This is a genomic window from Streptomyces sp. NPDC030165 (assembly GCF_055573595.1).
Genome location: NZ_JBVIBD010000006.1, coordinates 67,159 through 81,951, shown reverse-complemented (window position 1 = coordinate 81,951; position 14,793 = coordinate 67,159). Strand labels below are relative to the sequence as shown.

The following is a 14,793-nucleotide window of genomic DNA, read 5'->3' as shown; positions in this document are numbered from 1 at the left end:
CCGGCCCGCGCGCGGACCGCGTCCATCCGAGCCGAGATTCGGGCATTGAGCACGCTCATGCCGCACCTCCGCTCGCCGTGCGGGTGTAGTCCAGAGGGCAGTCGAGGATGTGACGCTGCTCGGCGAGCTGGCCGGCGCGGTAGGCGCGGGGGTGCAGGCGGCGGTAGAGGCGGTGCCGCAGCCGGGCGTGCGGGCGGCGCTTCATGAGATGCCCCCCGCGGTGAGGGCGGCGGCCAGCACGAGCAGCAGGCCGCCGACGGCCGTCAGGTCGATGGCGCGGCGCAGCCGGGTGTACTTGGCGACCGCGATGCGCGAGAGCACCCGGATGTGGTCGGCCCGGCGGTCGGTGCGCAGCTCGTCGCGGACCTCCTCGCCGGTCAGCGTCGCCCACCGCGGGAAGCCCGCCGACCGGCCGGTCAGGTTGGGTCGGACCGTCGCCAGCAGCAGCGCGACGGCGGCCAGCAGGGCCGCGATGCCCAGCGCGCCGACCAGACGGGCCGCCGGCGGTACCCGTACGGCCGTCGCGGCAGTGGCGACACCGAGCAGGACCGCCCCGTTGAAGGCGAGCAGAAGGGCCACCTTGTTGTCGGTGCGGGCAATCTCCGCCTTCACTTCGGCGTGGGCGGCGGTCAGCGCCTCGTGCAGGGTGCTCATGCCCCCACCTCCGGCACGTCCAGGGCGCGGTTGGCCAGGTCGCGGCGGGCGGCCAGCAGCCGCCGCCGGGCCCGACGGATGCGCTGCTCGTCCAGCTGGTTCGGCGTGCGGTCCAGCACCTGAATCCGCGCGTCCAGCAGATCGACCGCCGCGAGGATGACGGGCATCTCCTGCTCGATCGCGTCCAGTTCCGCCGCCGTCGGCCCCTGCATCGGGTCCCCGACGGCGGCCAGCATTCGTACAGTGGTCATGGGTCGTGAGTCCTTCCAAGTGGGACGGCCCAAGCGGTCCCGGGGGTGCCTCCCCGGGGCCGCGGCCGTTCGTGTCGGGCGCAGCCGGACGGCCACGCCGGTGCGAGGCAAAGCGGCCGGTCAGGGCCCTGCGGGGTGAGGCAGGGCGCGGCCCCGGGGGCGCAGTCCCGGGGCCACGCGCCGGTTACGGCTACTCCTCGCCGTCGGCCTTGCCGACGCAACGCCAGTACTCCTCCATCGCGGCCTTGGCGCGGCTCTCGTACTCGGCCTTCAGATCAGGGCTTGAGCGGTAATCGATGGCGCTTGAACGCCAGTACACTTCCTGCCTCGCCGCCTCGTCGGCCTTGTCCTCCCACTGCTTCTTGCTCACAATCAGGTCCTTTCGCCGATCAGCCGGACCCTCCGGCCACCGCACCCGCACGGGACCGCCGCGCGGGACGGAGACGGAAGGGTCAAGCACCGAGAAAGGCGCCAGCGGTGTTCACGAACGCGTCGTGAGCCTCCAGCGCAGAGCGCCGCATGGCCTGAAGTTCGGCCAGGTCAACGGCGTCACGCATGACGTAGGTGGCGGTGGTGGCCGCCGCGGCGGCGGCCCGCACGGCCTCCTCCGCAATCAGCAGCCGCAGCCGCACAGCCGGGTCGGTGATGGCGCTGCGGGTGCGGTGCGACTCGTCGCGCAGCTCCTGTATGCGCTGCGCACTCTGCCCGGTCAGGTCGGCGTCCCGGACCTCCCACATCGCACGGCGGTGGTCCGACAGTGCGACGGCCAGCGCGGTCACCGCGGTCATCTGGTCGCGGCGCTGCTGCTCACTGCGGGCGGAGACACGCTCTATGCGGGCCGCCCGGTGCTGAAGCAGCCCGGAGACGGCGGCACCGGCCAGGGTGCCCAGTACGGCGATGACGCTGGTGAGCATGGTGTCCATCGAGTCGTCCCTCTCAAAGTCGGGGTGAGCGGAGTACGAGTGATCGCGGCGCCCCGCCGCCCGGCGTCGCCTGTGTGGTGGCCGGACGGAAGGGACCGTGAGCACTGGTGCTCAACCGCGCGAAAGCGTGTGGTGCGCGGTGGTGACGCGGTGGGCATAGCCGGCGCCGTGCCGGTCCAGCACGGGCGGCGCCCCAAGCGGTCGTTGCATCGGAAACCTCCTGCTCGGAGGGGTAAGGGGGCAGGCTTCACCGGAGCGCCGTTGCCACGGCGGCCCGGTCCCGAGCCTGAGTCGGTGCGTCATCGTCACTGCTTTGACGCCAGCAGGGCGGCTGCACGTGCGCTCCGAGATCATGCAGAGCTGGTGCAGGTGGCATGTCGTGCCGCCGACGGCATCACCCGGCCGACTCGGGGGCGGTCTTCTCATCCCGCCACGTGCGTTGGGGCCCCGCTGTCCTTCTCCGTAGCCGTCACCGGCCAGCGCCTGCCAAGCGCGTCGGAGAGGAACGACGTTCATCGCAGCGGTTTGCCCCCGGGCCCTCGCCCTAGACACCTACCGCGACCGCCGCTCCCGCGTCAGCCCCGCACGATCACTGTTCAGTTCTCAAGGAAGGCCCGCTTCCTTCGGACCCGTTTCACGGGGCCCTCCGGGCGGAGTTCGTGCAGGTCAAGCAGCACCCTTCCGCCCCCTGTTACCGGGACGTCCGGGCCATGAGATACATGTAATACCTGTCTCGCTTGTTCGTCAAGAGGGGACGTTCGAGGGGTTCTTGGTGGGCGGGCGCCGCCTCGGCTCGGCGGCATGTCTCAGCTTGGCCGCGAAGCGGAGGACGTTGGACTCCGTGCATGTACGACTTGCCCGCGACTCGCTAGGGTCGAAGTCGTCCCAGGACGTCCCAGATGGGAGTAGTCGTATGGCGAACGAGAGGCTTCGTGGGGCGATCACGGCGGCCGGCCTCAAGTTGGAGCAGGTGGCAGAGCGTCTGGGAGTCTCACCGAAGACCGTTGAGCGCTGGATTTCCGACCCCAAACGCAAGCCGTACCGGCGGTTTCAGTACGCCGTGGCCTCAATGCTTCACCGCGAGGTCTCGTATCTGTGGCCGGACGAACGAACCTCCGAAGAGGTCACAGCGTCCAGCGACTCAGAGCTGGTGAAGCTCTACCCGCACCGAAACGTCGTCCCTCAAGACGCATGGGTGAAGCTGTACGCCGGCGCGACGACGCACTTCGACGTGCTGGTGTACTCCGGGTTTTGGCTTACGGAGGACCCTCGATTTCACCGCCTAGTGCGCGAAAAGTCGGCCGCTGGTGTGCCAGTTCGCTTCATGCTTGGAGATCCGGCCAGTGAAGCCGTCGCCGTGCGAGGTGAAGATGAAGGTATCGGACTGGCAATGGCGGGGAAGGTGCGCAACGCGCTACTGAATTACGGTCCCTTATTTCAACTCCCCGGAGTGGAGTTCAGGGTCCATGCCACGACGCTCTATAACTCGATTTATCGATCCGATGACGAGATGTTGGCGAACGGGCACGTTTATGGTGTGGGTGCCTACATGGCGCCCGTGCTGCACATTCAACGCGTCCCTGGTGGCGAGATCTTCGATACGTATACGGAAAGTCTGGAACGTGTCTGGGACGGTGCCCGCAGGATCGCGTCACCCACTGATTGTGAAGGTGCCTACAAGTGAGTCGAGTCGACTACTACCGCGACCCTGCCGCGCCAAAAGCTAACTCGGTCGTCCCATCCGTGACCGCCGTGGTCAGGGACGCGAGTGGGAATCTCCTGCTTATCCACAAGACCGATAACGATCTGTGGGCCCTGCCTGGCGGTGGTCACGAGGTAGGCGAAGACATCTCGCAAACGGTCGTGCGGGAAGTCGAAGAAGAGACCGGAATCATGGTAGTCGTAGAAGGTATTGTAGGTACCTACACCGACCCCCGGCACGTTATGAAGTACGACGACGGTGAAGTTCGTCAGCAATTTTCCATCTGTTTCCATGCCCGGCCAGTTGGCGGATGCCTTCGGACCAGCACGGAATCTAAAGAGGTCCGTTGGGTCTCGCCAACGGACCTCGAAAAGCTAGACATTCACCCGTCGATGCGACTTCGTATCTCTCACGGGCTAGATGCATCACGTAAGGTGCCCTACATAGGCTGATAGGTTTCCTGAACCGCGCTCATTCGCTCGCTGACGCGTTGGACAGCGGCATGGATCTGAGGAGCGGCGCGTTGGATGAAGCGGCCGACGATCGTGTTTGGGCCGTACCGTCCGACGATTTCGGCCACTCGGCTCTCGGAGGTGGTTGGACTGCCGTCAGGGGTGGTTGTCATGTCGCAAAAGATCATGGCATCCACGAGCGTGGAGTTCTCCTTCTCGAACTCGCGCGCCAAGTCCTGGCGCAGTCCTCTTTCCTCGGCCTCAAGGAGGGCGCAGGAGTGATGCGCAACCAAGCGGATCACTCGCTCATCCATTCCCGTGTGGTCTCGCAGGTAGCGAGCGCCGTCCAGGGGATGAAACCCGGTGGAAGCGACTTGGGGCGAATAGCCGATGTCATGCAATACGGCCGCAGACTCCATCAAGGAAGAGTCCTCTCCGAGGATGGGCCGGAGAGAGCGTGCTCGCTCGGCGACTCCGAGGGAGTGTCGCCAGCGTCGGGGCAGGGAGTCGGCTAGCAGCGCTTCGGCGAGGCTGTACGCCCGCTCTGTGGGGTCCATGCTGTTCAAGACTACGGCGCCTCCTGGGCGTCGGGGAGGGCGCGCACAATCCGTCCGCGCCCCGGTCCTTTCTCGACAAGTCCCGCTCCCTCCAGTTGTGCGACAGCGGCCCGGACGGCGGTGCGGGACATCCCGAACTGGTCGCACAGCTCTTTCTCGGAAGGGAAGGGGGAGCCAGGTACGGCTTCCTTGGTGCGAAGAAGGTCAGTCATGCGTTCGACCAAGGGGCGGCGGTCACCTGTCCCGGCCACGAACCAGCCGGCACCCTGAACGGATTCGATCAGACCTTCGCTCCTCAGTGCGTTAAGTGCGCGACCGACGGTAGTCCGTCCTACGCCGTATGTGCGCATGAGGTCGGCCTCAGATGGCAGCGCCTCAGTGATCTTGCCCTTATCGATCTTTTGGCGTAGTGACGCAGCGATCTGCAAGTACGTACCTCGTGGCGTGGCCTGCGGCACGTGACGTTCCCTTCGCCGGCGACATGTTGTGACCCTTCCCAGGGTCCCATGCCCCAACGCGTGGAGGCGGAGGAGGGCGCCCCCTTCGCTGGCCGCTCTGCCGCAGGTCAACGGCGGGCTGACCTGGCCCTCTCACGTCGGCGCCGGGCCGTCTCTGGGCCGTCAGACGGTCGCCGCTGGTCACCAGTGGCAACCAGTGGTCACCACCCCGGGCCCTGACCGGCGGGGCTGCGGCCCAGATCACAGCCCTGTGAGGTACTCGTTTCCGTCGCGGGCTGGCCGTACGGCAAGATGGGGTGTATCTGCCCTCGCGCGGCGGAGCCGCTCATCGGCCCACGCGGCGGAGCCGCATTGACCATGACAGATCCAGACTGCCGGACGGTTTCTCTTGGCTGAGTACATCTACACGATGCGCAAGACGCGCAAGGCGCACGGCGACAAGGTCATCCTTGACGACGTGACGCTGAGCTTCCTGCCTGGCGCGAAGATCGGTGTCGTGGGACCCAACGGCGCCGGCAAGTCGACGGTGCTGAAGATCATGGCCGGTCTTGAGCAGCCGTCGAACGGCGACGCGTTCCTGACCCCGGGCTTCTCCGTCGGGATGCTCCTCCAGGAGCCGCCGCTGGACGAGTCCAAGACGGTCCTGGAGAACGTCCAGGACGGCGCCCGCGAGATCATGGACAAGCTCAAGCGCTTCAACGAGGTCGCCGAGCTGATGGCGACCGACTACTCCGACGCGCTGATGGAGGAGATGGGCAAGCTCCAGGAGGACCTGGACCACGCCAACGCCTGGGACCTGGACACGCAGCTGGAGCAGGCCATGGACGCGCTGGGCTGCCCGCCCGGCGACTGGGCCGTCACCAACCTCTCCGGTGGTGAGCGCCGCCGCGTCGCGCTGTGCAAGCTGCTGCTGGAGGCCCCCGACCTGCTGCTCCTCGACGAGCCCACCAACCACCTGGACGCCGAGTCCGTGCAGTGGCTGGAGCAGCACCTCGCCAAGTACGCCGGCACCGTCGTCGCCGTCACCCACGACCGGTACTTCCTCGACAACGTGGCCGAGTGGATCCTGGAGCTGGACCGCGGCCGCGCGATCGCCTACGAGGGCAACTACTCCACGTACCTCGACAAGAAGCAGGCCCGCCTGAAGGTCGAGGGCCAGAAGGACGCCAAGCGCGCGAAGCGTCTGAAGGAAGAGCTGGAGTGGGTCCGCTCCAACGCCAAGGGCCGCCAGGCCAAGTCCAAGTCCCGTCTGACCCGTTACGAGGAGATGGCGGCCGAGGCGGAGAAGACCCGGAAGCTGGACTTCGAGGAGATCCAGATCCCGCCGGGCCCGCGCCTGGGCAACGTCGTCGTCGAGGTCGAGAACCTCAACAAGGCGTTCGGCGACAAGGTTTTGATCGACGACCTGTCGTTCACCCTGCCGCGCAACGGCATCGTCGGCGTCATCGGCCCGAACGGCGCCGGCAAGACCACGCTGTTCAAGATGATCCAGGGCCTGGAGGAGCCGGACTCCGGCCAGATCAAGGTCGGCGACACGGTCAAGATCTCCTACGTCGACCAGACCCGCGCCAACATCGACCCCAAGAAGACGCTGTGGGCCGTCGTCTCCGACGAGCTGGACTACATCAACGTCGGTCAGGTCGAAATGCCGTCCCGCGCCTACGTGTCGGCGTTCGGCTTCAAGGGCCCGGACCAGCAGAAGCCGGCCGGCGTGCTCTCCGGTGGTGAGCGCAACCGCCTGAACCTGGCGCTGACCCTCAAGCAGGGCGGCAACCTGCTGCTCCTCGACGAGCCGACCAACGACCTCGACGTCGAGACCCTGTCCTCGCTGGAGAACGCGCTGCTGGAGTTCCCCGGCTGCGCCGTGGTCGTCTCCCACGACCGCTGGTTCCTGGACCGCGTCGCCACGCACATCCTGGCGTACGAGGGCAACTCCAAGTGGTTCTGGTTCGAGGGCAACTTCGAGTCGTACGAGAAGAACAAGATCGAGCGCCTGGGACCGGACGCGGCCCGTCCGCACCGCGCCACGTACAAGAAGCTCACCCGGGGCTGAGCCGCGTGCGACACCTGTACTCCTGCCCGCTGCGCTGGTCGGACATGGACGCCTTCGGCCATGTCAACAACGCGGTGTTCATCCGCTACCTCGAAGAGGCACGGATCGACTTCATGTGGCGGCTGGCGCCGGGCGAGGGCAGCACGTCGTTCTCCGGCGGGTCCGTCGTGGCCCGCCACGAGATCGACTACGTACGTCCGCTGGTGCACCGGCACGCGCCGGTGACCGTCGAGTCGTGGGTGACGAAGATAGGCGCCGCGTCGATGACGATCGCCTACGAGATCAAGGACGAGGACGCGGTGTACGTCCGCGCCTCGACCGTCGTCGTCCCCTACGACTTCGGCGCGGGGCGGCCCCGCCGTATCACCGCCGAGGAGAAGTCGTTCCTCGCGGAGTACCTGGACGACGAGGCCGGCACGGAGCGGCAGGAGGGGGCCGTCGCCGCATGACGGCGTTGCGCCTGGCCGATGCCGGGGAGGCGGCGGACCTCGCCGCCTTCCTGGCCCGGCTGATCCACTACGACCGCGCCGCCGCGGTGCGGTTGCAGGCGGGCGGCGGGGTGCTCGCGGTGTTCGGGCGCCCGCCGTCGTTCGAGGTGCTGGCGATCCGTACGGCGCGCCTGGCACCGGCCGTACCCGGCCCGCAGGCCGGTACGGAAACCGCTCCGGTGGCCCTTCCGGCGGCCTCTCCCGCCGCCGGTCTCGACCTCACCGTCGCCGCCGGCGACCTCCTCGAAGGCATCGACGAGTCGGCGGACAGCCTGACGCTGCCCGCCGCCGTGACCGGCCCGCCGTGGGCCGGCGTCCTGCCGCCGCGGGGCGGCTGGCAGCAGGTGCCCGGACTGCCCTCGCCGCAGGCGCTCGGCAGGACCGTGGCGCTCGCCGTCGCCGAGTTCCGCGCCCGGGACGAGGCGCTGCCGCCGGAACGCCGTACGCGCGCCGAGCGCGACCGTATCGGCCGCGAGATCTGGTCCCGCACGCTGGGCGACACCCACCTGCCGCTGCGCGCCGCGCACGCCGCACAGTCCCTGGGCTTCCTGCGCCCCGCCCGGGCCGAAGCGCAGACCGGCGCCTACGGGCCCACGGGTGGCGGCCAGGGCTCCGGTTCCGCGGGAGCCGCACTGGCGGAGCCGCCGACGCCGACCCTGCTGGCCGCGGGCGGCTGGCTGCGCCTGCGGACGCCGTACGGGTCGGTCGCGGTCCGCACGGGCGGACCGTCGGCGCTTTCGGTGACGCCAGCCTGAGGCAGGTGGCTGAGGCGCCGGCTTGAGGTACTCCGGCTCAAGGTGCTTCGGCTCAAGGTCGACTTGAGGTGCTGAGGTACACGCCTGCGGCGTTCACCGGAGAACCACGTCAGAGCCGGGTGCGCCCGGAGCCCCCGCACCCGGCCGGTTCCAGCCGACTGTCCGGCCCCTACGGCGTCACTCAGCCGTATTGATCATCGACGCCGCCGCATACGTCATGTAATTCCACAACTGCGTCTCGTGCTCCGGCGACAGCTCCAGGGAGTCCACCGCGTCCCGCATGTGCTTGAGCCAGGCATCGTGAGCGGCGCGGTCCACCGTGAAGGGCGCGTGCCGCATCCGCAGCCGCGGGTGGCCGCGGCCGTCGCTGTACGTACGGGGGCCGCCCCAGTACTGCATGAGAAAGAGCGCGAGCCGTTCCTCGGCCGGACCCAGGTCCTCCTCCGGGTACATCGGCCGCAGCAGCGGGTCCTCGGCCACCCCCTGGTAGAAACGGTGCACCAGGCGGCGGAAGGTCGGCTCCCCGCCGACCTGCTCGTAAAAGGTCTGTTCCTGAAGCGTGCCGCGCGGAATCTTGTTCACCCTTCCATGGTGTCAGACGACTCGGCGGTGCCGGATTGTTCGGCCGAGGACCTGCGACGTAGGACAGTGGAGACATGAGCGGTACACAGTCCGGTCCGGACCGGGACCGGGACGCGGGCCCGGACCCGGGGCATGAGGCGACGGCCGCGGCGCGCGCCGGGCTGGTCCGGCAGATCAGCGCGGGCGGCCGGCTCCGCGATCCGCGGTGGCGGGCCGCCTTCGAGGACGTGCCACGGCACCTCTTCGTCCCGTACTACTTCGTGGCCACGCCCCGCGGCTACCAGCGGCTGTCCGGCGCCGACCCCGACCCGCGGCGCCGGGCACGCTGGCTGGAAGGCGTCTACACGGACGCGGCGCTGGCGACGTGCATGCGCGACGGCGAACTGGTGTCCTCCAGCAGCCAGCCGTCACTGATGGCCATGATGCTGGAGGCACTCCGCGTCGAGGAGGCGGAGGAGCGGCGCCCGGAAACCGGCTGCCGCGTCCTGGAGATCGGTACGGGCACCGGCTACAACGCCGCCCTGCTGACCCACCGGCTGGGCGCGGACCACGTGACCACCGTCGACCTGGACGAGGACATCACCGGCCCGGCGCGCGACCGGCTGGCCGCGACGGGGCACCGGCCCACCGTGGTGACCGGCGACGGCTCCCTCGGCTGCCCGGACCGCGCACCCTACGACCGGATCATCGCCACCTGCGCGCTCCCGTCCGTACCCCCCGCCTGGATCGCCCAGTGCACACCCGGAGCGCTCGTCCTGGCACCCCTCGCCACCGGCCTGATCGCCCTCCGCGTCACGGATCCCGAGGCCGTACGGGCGGAAGGCCGCTTCCTCCACACCCCGGCGTACTTCGTCCCGCTACGCTCCCGTACGGACCCCGCCGCGCCACCGCCCCGGCCCGAACAGCCCGAGACGGCCGCCGAACCCTTCGGTCTCGCCGAACTCGCCGAACCCGACGGACAGCGCCCAGGCTCCCGCCACCGCATCCCCCGCGAGACCCTGCGCGACGACCGCTTCCACTTCCTCCGCACACTGACTGCCACCAGCCTCACCCCCGACGAAGCCCACACCCTGTGGCAACGGGAGAACCACCCCCACCGCGAACGCTTCGGCGTCACCGTCCACCGCACCCGCCAGTACGCCTGGCTGGACTCTCCGGACGGGCCTTATCGATGGGAGCTGCCCGGGAGCTAGCACGCTGTCCCGTCCTTGTGCCGCATGGCCTGTACGGCGGCGCCGATGGCCGGCGCGAACAGGCCCGCTGCTGCCGCCCACACCCGCCACGCCCCGTTCTCCCGTAGGAGCAGCAGCGCGGTCATGAGCAGCAACGCCGCGGCCGCGCCCGCGAACAGTGGACGTGACACGGTCGAGAGCCAGGCCGCACCCGGATCCAGGACCCGCGTCGTACGCCTGGAATCAGGCCGTACCGGCCCGGTGGGCGACCCGGCCGTGCCCAGGCAGGGGGCGAGCACTTTACCGACTGCCGGGGCCGGCACCGTGCCCGGCAACTGCCAGCCGTCGTCGCAGACGAATTCCGCGAGTAGGTCCCGGCCGCCGCGGCGCCGCGGGTGCCAGAGCAGCCACCCTTCCGCCCCGGCCATCGCTGGTGCGGCGCTCTCGTGCGACAACTGCGCCCGAAAGGGCAGGTGCCCCGGCATGCCGGGTGTCAGGTCCTCCGCGTCCGGCGGACCGAGTACGTCCAGCAGAAGGCAGCTGAAGTGACGGGTGCGTTCCCCGCGCCTCCGCTCGGACGCGGTGACAGTGCCTTCGGCCGGAACGGTGTCCACGTGCCGGCCCGCGCCGGCGACGCGAACGCGCACGGCGGTCCGGTCCGGGCCGGCGGTGCGGGAGCGGCGCCGTAGGCCGTCCTGTTTCCACCAGGCGACGAGCGCCGCGCCGGTGGCCAAGAGCCACGCTCCGGCGGCCGTCCTCGCCGTACGGGCCTCGACCGCCCGGCCCGACAACAGGCGTTCCACCTCCTGCCGTTGATCATCCCCAAGAGTGCCCAGCTCGGGCCGGCCCGGCACGTATGCCACGAAGAGTCTGCTGCCGATGCTGTGCTTGCGGCGTGTGTCGGCGGTGAAAGTGGCCGGCACCGAAGGCCTACCGGCGCCGCCCTCCGGGAGCAGCACGGTGTAATCGGCTCGCGCACTGGAGCGGCGGCTGGCCCCCGCTACGACTTCGTGCCGGACGCCGATGACGGGCAACACGTCGATGACTGCTCCTGCGTCGGCGATCGCGGCGGCTCTGGCCGGCCGGTCCGGTTCTGCAACACCCAACGTCGCCCAAAGGACGAGCAGGGCCGGGACGGTCACGAGAAGGCCGGCCACCCGTACTGCCGCCCACCCTGTCCCGCCTGCCCGCCCAGGCGCGGCTCCCGCGTCCGGGCCCGGGGCGACTGTCGCGTCCCGCACGGCTCGGGCGTACGTCTGCCGACGGGACACCCCGCCCCCGCGCGCCACCGCGACACCGGTGACCGCCATACACAGCACGAGCGAGGCGAGACCGAGCCAGACCACGCCCTCGCGCATCCGGCCGGTCCCGAGGAAGAGCCAGGCGCACGTCACCAGCACCAGCCCGCCCGGCCCGGCGACGGTCACGAACCGCCCGGCGAGACTGCTCGCCGTCCCCGCGGCACGTCCCCCGAACCCGTCGTCCTCGCCTTGCTGAACGCCCGGATGACCGGCCGTGCCGGGGTCCCCGTCCGTTCCACGCCGCTGCTCATCACTCATCCGAAGGCTCCGAATCTGCCGGTGTCCGGCCTGTCGCGGAGGGCCCGGGCGTCCTCGGCGGCTGCTCGGCGGGTGCCGGCTGCCGCTCCTGTGCGGGACGCCGTGTCCTGCGCCTGGGAGTCGCCGTTCAGCTCGGCATCGCCGTCCTTGGCGAGGGCGCCGCTGATGCCGAGCCCGGTGCTGACCGGGATGTTGGTCACGACGTCCCCCGCCAGTTCGCGTGCTCCGGAGACCGCCTGGCCGTCTGTGGCCCTGCGAACGGCCGCGCCACCGGCCCCTCCGGCCAAGCCGCCGGCAGCGGCACCGAGAGCGGCCTGAGAAACGTCGAACTGCTCACCGTTACGCGCGTTATTGATCACGTCACCCGCTACGGAAGTGACACCACCGGCCACCGTGCCGCCCACGGCGTCTCCCAGGGCGCCGCCGATCCGGCCGGCGACGGGACCGGCGACGAACCTGCCGCCGAGCGCGCCCACCGCGCCGCCCACCATGTTGTCGCCCAGTTCGGCTTCGCCTTCGGTGGCGAGACTGGTCAGAACACCGCTGCCGGTACCCGCGCCGAACTGCACGCCCAGTTCGACGGTCAGCCGCTCCACCGCGCCACGGCGGGCGAACGCCCGGAGGTCGCGGAAGACGCGCGCCGCCAGCGCCAGCAGCTTTCCCAGCTTGGTCGCGGCGTCGGCAGCCTGGACACCGAGGCGTGCGGCGTTGGCGGCCCCGGCCGCCGCCGAGAATCCCAGAGTGACGAACGAAAGGGCGACGGAGGCCCCGATCGAGACACCGATCTCCAAGTAGATTCCATGGATCTGGTCATTGATCGTTTCGATGTTCCGTGCCGCCTCGTCGAGTCCTTCGGCAGCCTCTTCGAACAGGGGAAGGGTAAGAGAAACGGTCTTTCCGATGCATTCCCAGTGCGCGTGGAATGCTTCCGCGGACTCTCCTTGCCAGTGTTCTCCTACGGTGGCAGTGATGCGCCTGTCCAGGGCCCGGTAGGTGTCGCCCAGCTCTTCGCCCATTCGACGCCACCCCTGGGCCGCCTCGCGCAGGACATCCGGTCTGCCGCCCGGATTCACGAGTTCGATCCCGGCCTCGAATGCTTTCTCGATGCTGCCCTCCCTGCTCACCTCCTGCCCCTGTCGAACAGATCCTCAAGCTGCTCGTCGGCTGTTTCCGAGCGCCTCGCTCCGGCCTTGAGCGCCGCGCCCACCTCATCGAGGTGACGCGCTAATGCGGACAGAGCTGTGGCCATCTCGCGCGCGAGGTCGCCGTAGGCCGTGGTGACCTCCTGGGACTCGGTCAGAAAACCGAAACCGTCCTCGATGTGCTCCGTGTCCGTTCTGCTGCGAAACGCTGTCACGGCACGGGAAAGGTCGTACGCCCGTGTATCGAATTCCCTGGCGAGGCCGAACAATTCCTGACTGTTCAAGAGAAAGCGACCGGGTATGCGTGAGTCCCTTGTTCGGTTCGGGCAAGCCTTCCGCCGGCTTTCCCTGAGAATTGCAGGAGAGAGCTGATGTGCCCGCCGGTTGGAGCGTGCGGTGCTTGCGGTGGGGGCCAGCTTGACGGTGGCGCCACCGTGCGTCAATTCATGTCAACCGGCGTACCGCGCGCAGCAAAAAGCGCCGACCGCATTCCCGGGGGATGCGGTCGGCGCTTTAAGGTTTCGCCGCCGGCGGTGCCATGGCGTTGTCATGGCGCCTGCCCGTACTCGGGCGGCAGGCCTGGTGATCAGGCCCGGCGGACCGTGATGGTCGTCCAGGCGCCCACGTGGATGCGGTCGCCCTCGTGGAGGGGGGTGGGGACGTACGGCTGGATGGGGTCCTCGGCGAGGTTGACGGTGGTGCCGTTGGTGGAGTTCTGGTCGACCACGGCCCAGCTGCCGTCGGGCTGCTGGACGAGGAGGGCGTGCTGGTGCGAGACGCCCGGGTCCTCCGGCGGGCGGCCCAGGTCGATGTCCGGGGACTCGCCCGTGCTGTGCCGGCGGCGGCCGATGGCGATCTGGGTGCCGGTGAGCGGGACCTGCTGCTCGGGGGAGTAGGCGGGCAGGTTCAGGCCGGCCGCCTCCGGGCCGCTGCGGCCCATCATCGCCATGAAGTACTCGCGGTCGGGGGCGATCGCCACGACCCAGCCGTCACCGACGACCGGCGGCGGGCCGGGCGGGGCGGCGGGCCCCGGCGCGGGCTGGTTCCACTGCTGGTCGGGCTGCGGCTGCTGGTGCGCGTCCGGCTGCTGGGGCGTCCGGCCGAAGGGGCCGGGCTGCTGCTGCGGCTCGAACGGGGCCTGCGGTGCGCCGTGTTGGGCGGCCTGCGGGTCGTACGGAGCCTGCGGCGGCTGTTGTTGGGGAGGCTGCTGGGGCTCGTACGGGCCATGCTGCTGGGGCGGGGTGGGCGGGCCCTGCTGCGGCGGCGGGAAACCGTAACCGCCCTGACCGCCCTGGCTGCTCTGACCGCCTTGACCGCCCTGGCTGGGGTCCTGGCCGCTCTGCGGGCCCGGTGGCGCGGGCGGCGGGGGTGCGGCCTGGGAGTTGGGTGGGGGCAGCGGCCAGTCGTCGTCGGCAGCGCGGGGCGGGGGCGTCGGACCGGGCTGGCCGGCGGGCGCTCCGTGGGGGCCGGGCCGGCCGGGCGGCTGCTGTCCGGCGTGCGGTGCGGGGGGCGGCGTGGGCTGACCCGGCTGACCGGCCGGACCCGGCTGTCCGCCCTGCATGGGCTGTCCGAACTGCCCGAACTGGCCGGGCTGCCCGGACTGCTCGGGCTGGCCGAACTGGCCGGACTGCTCGGGGGAGAGCGGTTCGGCGGGGCGGTTGATCTGTGACGGGCGCGAGCCCTGGTACTCGTACTGCTGCGGCGGGGTGGGCGGGCCCTGCTGCGGGGGCGGGAAGCCGTAACCGCCCTGACCGCCCCGAGGGCCCTGACCGCCCTGAGGGGTCGGGGGCGGCGGGGCGTACGAGGTGGCCGAGTGCGCCAGGAAGTTGTAGCGGCATTCCTCGCAGAACGGAGCCATCGCTTCACGCGGCGTACGGCACTGGGGGCACAGCTCCGGCTGTCCGCCCGGCCGGCCCTGCTGTCCCGGAGGGGTCGGCGGCCCCGGCTGGGGCTGCTGACCGGGGCCCGGACCGGGGCCCTGCCGCGGAGGAGCCGCGGGGGTGTTCGGGCTGGAGGCCGGGGGTGGGAAGCCGTAACCGCCCTGA

General features: G+C 70.0%; 18 protein-coding genes. 6 read left to right on the top strand and 12 right to left on the bottom strand.

The window, feature by feature from the left end; all coding sequences use genetic code 11:
- Positions 1-55: 55 nt before the first annotated feature.
- The 5 genes from ACZ4Z1_RS13515 to ACZ4Z1_RS13495 all read right to left on the bottom strand — a co-directional run bounded on the left by ACZ4Z1_RS13515 (position 56) and on the right by ACZ4Z1_RS13495 (position 1,828).
- Positions 56-205: a hypothetical protein gene (locus tag ACZ4Z1_RS13515; protein WP_468486741.1), complete on the bottom strand. Its 150-nt coding sequence runs from the start codon at positions 203-205 to the stop codon at positions 56-58.
- A complete protein-coding gene (locus ACZ4Z1_RS13510) occupies positions 202-654 on the bottom strand; it encodes a Pycsar system effector family protein (protein ID WP_468486740.1) in 453 nt (150 codons plus the stop codon). Before ACZ4Z1_RS13510 ends, ACZ4Z1_RS13515 begins: the two co-directional genes overlap by 4 nt.
- The gene (locus ACZ4Z1_RS13505; RefSeq protein ID WP_468486739.1) at positions 651-905 is read right to left on the bottom strand and encodes a DUF6284 family protein; all 255 of its coding nucleotides are present in this window, start codon (positions 903-905) and stop codon (positions 651-653) included. Before ACZ4Z1_RS13505 ends, ACZ4Z1_RS13510 begins: the two co-directional genes overlap by 4 nt.
- Positions 906-1,095: 190 nt before the next feature.
- Positions 1,096-1,275 carry a hypothetical protein gene (locus ACZ4Z1_RS13500; protein ID WP_468486738.1) on the bottom strand — a complete coding sequence of 60 codons (180 nt, stop codon included), beginning with the start codon at positions 1,273-1,275 and terminating at the stop codon, positions 1,096-1,098.
- 82 nt (positions 1,276-1,357) lie between these two features.
- Entirely contained in the window at positions 1,358-1,828 is a 471-nt protein-coding gene (locus tag ACZ4Z1_RS13495) for a pRL2-23 (RefSeq protein WP_468486737.1), read from the bottom strand.
- A gap of 913 nt (positions 1,829-2,741) precedes the next feature.
- On the opposite strand from ACZ4Z1_RS13495, the gene ACZ4Z1_RS13490 reads away from it, so the two are divergent.
- Entirely contained in the window at positions 2,742-3,512 is a 771-nt protein-coding gene (locus tag ACZ4Z1_RS13490; RefSeq protein WP_468486736.1) for a helix-turn-helix domain-containing protein, read from the top strand.
- A complete protein-coding gene (locus ACZ4Z1_RS13485) occupies positions 3,509-3,982 on the top strand; it encodes an NUDIX hydrolase (RefSeq protein WP_468486735.1) in 474 nt (157 codons plus the stop codon). The genes ACZ4Z1_RS13490 and ACZ4Z1_RS13485 overlap by 4 nt, the downstream gene beginning before the upstream one ends.
- Here the strand turns inward: ACZ4Z1_RS13485 and ACZ4Z1_RS13480 are convergent.
- Both ACZ4Z1_RS13480 and ACZ4Z1_RS13475 read right to left on the bottom strand, forming a co-directional pair.
- Positions 3,970-4,539, bottom strand: coding sequence for an HD domain-containing protein (locus ACZ4Z1_RS13480; protein WP_468487012.1), 570 nt, complete (start codon positions 4,537-4,539; stop codon positions 3,970-3,972). The genes ACZ4Z1_RS13485 and ACZ4Z1_RS13480 overlap by 13 nt on opposite strands.
- An 11-nt stretch (positions 4,540-4,550) precedes the next feature.
- Positions 4,551-4,997 (bottom strand): GntR family transcriptional regulator, encoded by a 447-nt coding sequence (locus ACZ4Z1_RS13475; protein ID WP_468486734.1) that lies wholly within the window; start codon positions 4,995-4,997, stop codon positions 4,551-4,553.
- A gap of 388 nt (positions 4,998-5,385) precedes the next feature.
- On the opposite strand from ACZ4Z1_RS13475, the gene ettA reads away from it, so the two are divergent.
- Genes ettA through ACZ4Z1_RS13460 form a run of 3 tightly spaced genes read left to right on the top strand, consistent with a single transcriptional unit; the run spans position 5,386 to position 8,293 of the window.
- Positions 5,386-7,050: an energy-dependent translational throttle protein EttA gene (gene ettA / locus ACZ4Z1_RS13470; RefSeq protein ID WP_468486733.1), complete on the top strand. Its 1,665-nt coding sequence runs from the start codon at positions 5,386-5,388 to the stop codon at positions 7,048-7,050.
- Between the two features lie 5 nt (positions 7,051-7,055).
- The gene (locus tag ACZ4Z1_RS13465) at positions 7,056-7,499 is read left to right on the top strand and encodes an acyl-CoA thioesterase (RefSeq protein WP_468486732.1); all 444 of its coding nucleotides are present in this window, start codon (positions 7,056-7,058) and stop codon (positions 7,497-7,499) included.
- Positions 7,496-8,293, top strand: coding sequence for a DUF8010 domain-containing protein (locus tag ACZ4Z1_RS13460; protein ID WP_468486731.1), 798 nt, complete (start codon positions 7,496-7,498; stop codon positions 8,291-8,293). The genes ACZ4Z1_RS13465 and ACZ4Z1_RS13460 overlap by 4 nt, the downstream gene beginning before the upstream one ends.
- A 177-nt stretch (positions 8,294-8,470) precedes the next feature.
- Here ACZ4Z1_RS13460 and ACZ4Z1_RS13455 read toward each other — a convergent pair whose 3' ends face one another.
- A complete protein-coding gene (locus ACZ4Z1_RS13455) occupies positions 8,471-8,875 on the bottom strand; it encodes a globin (RefSeq protein ID WP_030018984.1) in 405 nt (134 codons plus the stop codon).
- Between the two features lie 74 nt (positions 8,876-8,949).
- On the opposite strand from ACZ4Z1_RS13455, the gene ACZ4Z1_RS13450 reads away from it, so the two are divergent.
- Entirely contained in the window at positions 8,950-10,068 is a 1,119-nt protein-coding gene (locus tag ACZ4Z1_RS13450; protein ID WP_468486730.1) for a methyltransferase domain-containing protein, read from the top strand.
- On the opposite strand, the gene ACZ4Z1_RS13445 is transcribed toward ACZ4Z1_RS13450, so the two are convergent.
- From ACZ4Z1_RS13445 to ACZ4Z1_RS13430, 4 genes are all read right to left on the bottom strand, one after another.
- Positions 10,065-11,606 (bottom strand): hypothetical protein, encoded by a 1,542-nt coding sequence (locus ACZ4Z1_RS13445; RefSeq protein WP_468486729.1) that lies wholly within the window; start codon positions 11,604-11,606, stop codon positions 10,065-10,067. The genes ACZ4Z1_RS13450 and ACZ4Z1_RS13445 overlap by 4 nt on opposite strands.
- Positions 11,603-12,730 carry a WXG100 family type VII secretion target gene (locus tag ACZ4Z1_RS13440; RefSeq protein WP_468486728.1) on the bottom strand — a complete coding sequence of 376 codons (1,128 nt, stop codon included), beginning with the start codon at positions 12,728-12,730 and terminating at the stop codon, positions 11,603-11,605. Before ACZ4Z1_RS13440 ends, ACZ4Z1_RS13445 begins: the two co-directional genes overlap by 4 nt.
- Positions 12,727-13,017 carry a hypothetical protein gene (locus ACZ4Z1_RS13435; protein WP_468486727.1) on the bottom strand — a complete coding sequence of 97 codons (291 nt, stop codon included), beginning with the start codon at positions 13,015-13,017 and terminating at the stop codon, positions 12,727-12,729. The genes ACZ4Z1_RS13440 and ACZ4Z1_RS13435 overlap by 4 nt, the downstream gene beginning before the upstream one ends.
- 317 nt (positions 13,018-13,334) lie before the next feature.
- A complete protein-coding gene (locus ACZ4Z1_RS13430; RefSeq protein ID WP_468486726.1) occupies positions 13,335-14,606 on the bottom strand; it encodes an FHA domain-containing protein in 1,272 nt (423 codons plus the stop codon).
- Positions 14,607-14,793: the final 187 nt, after the last annotated feature.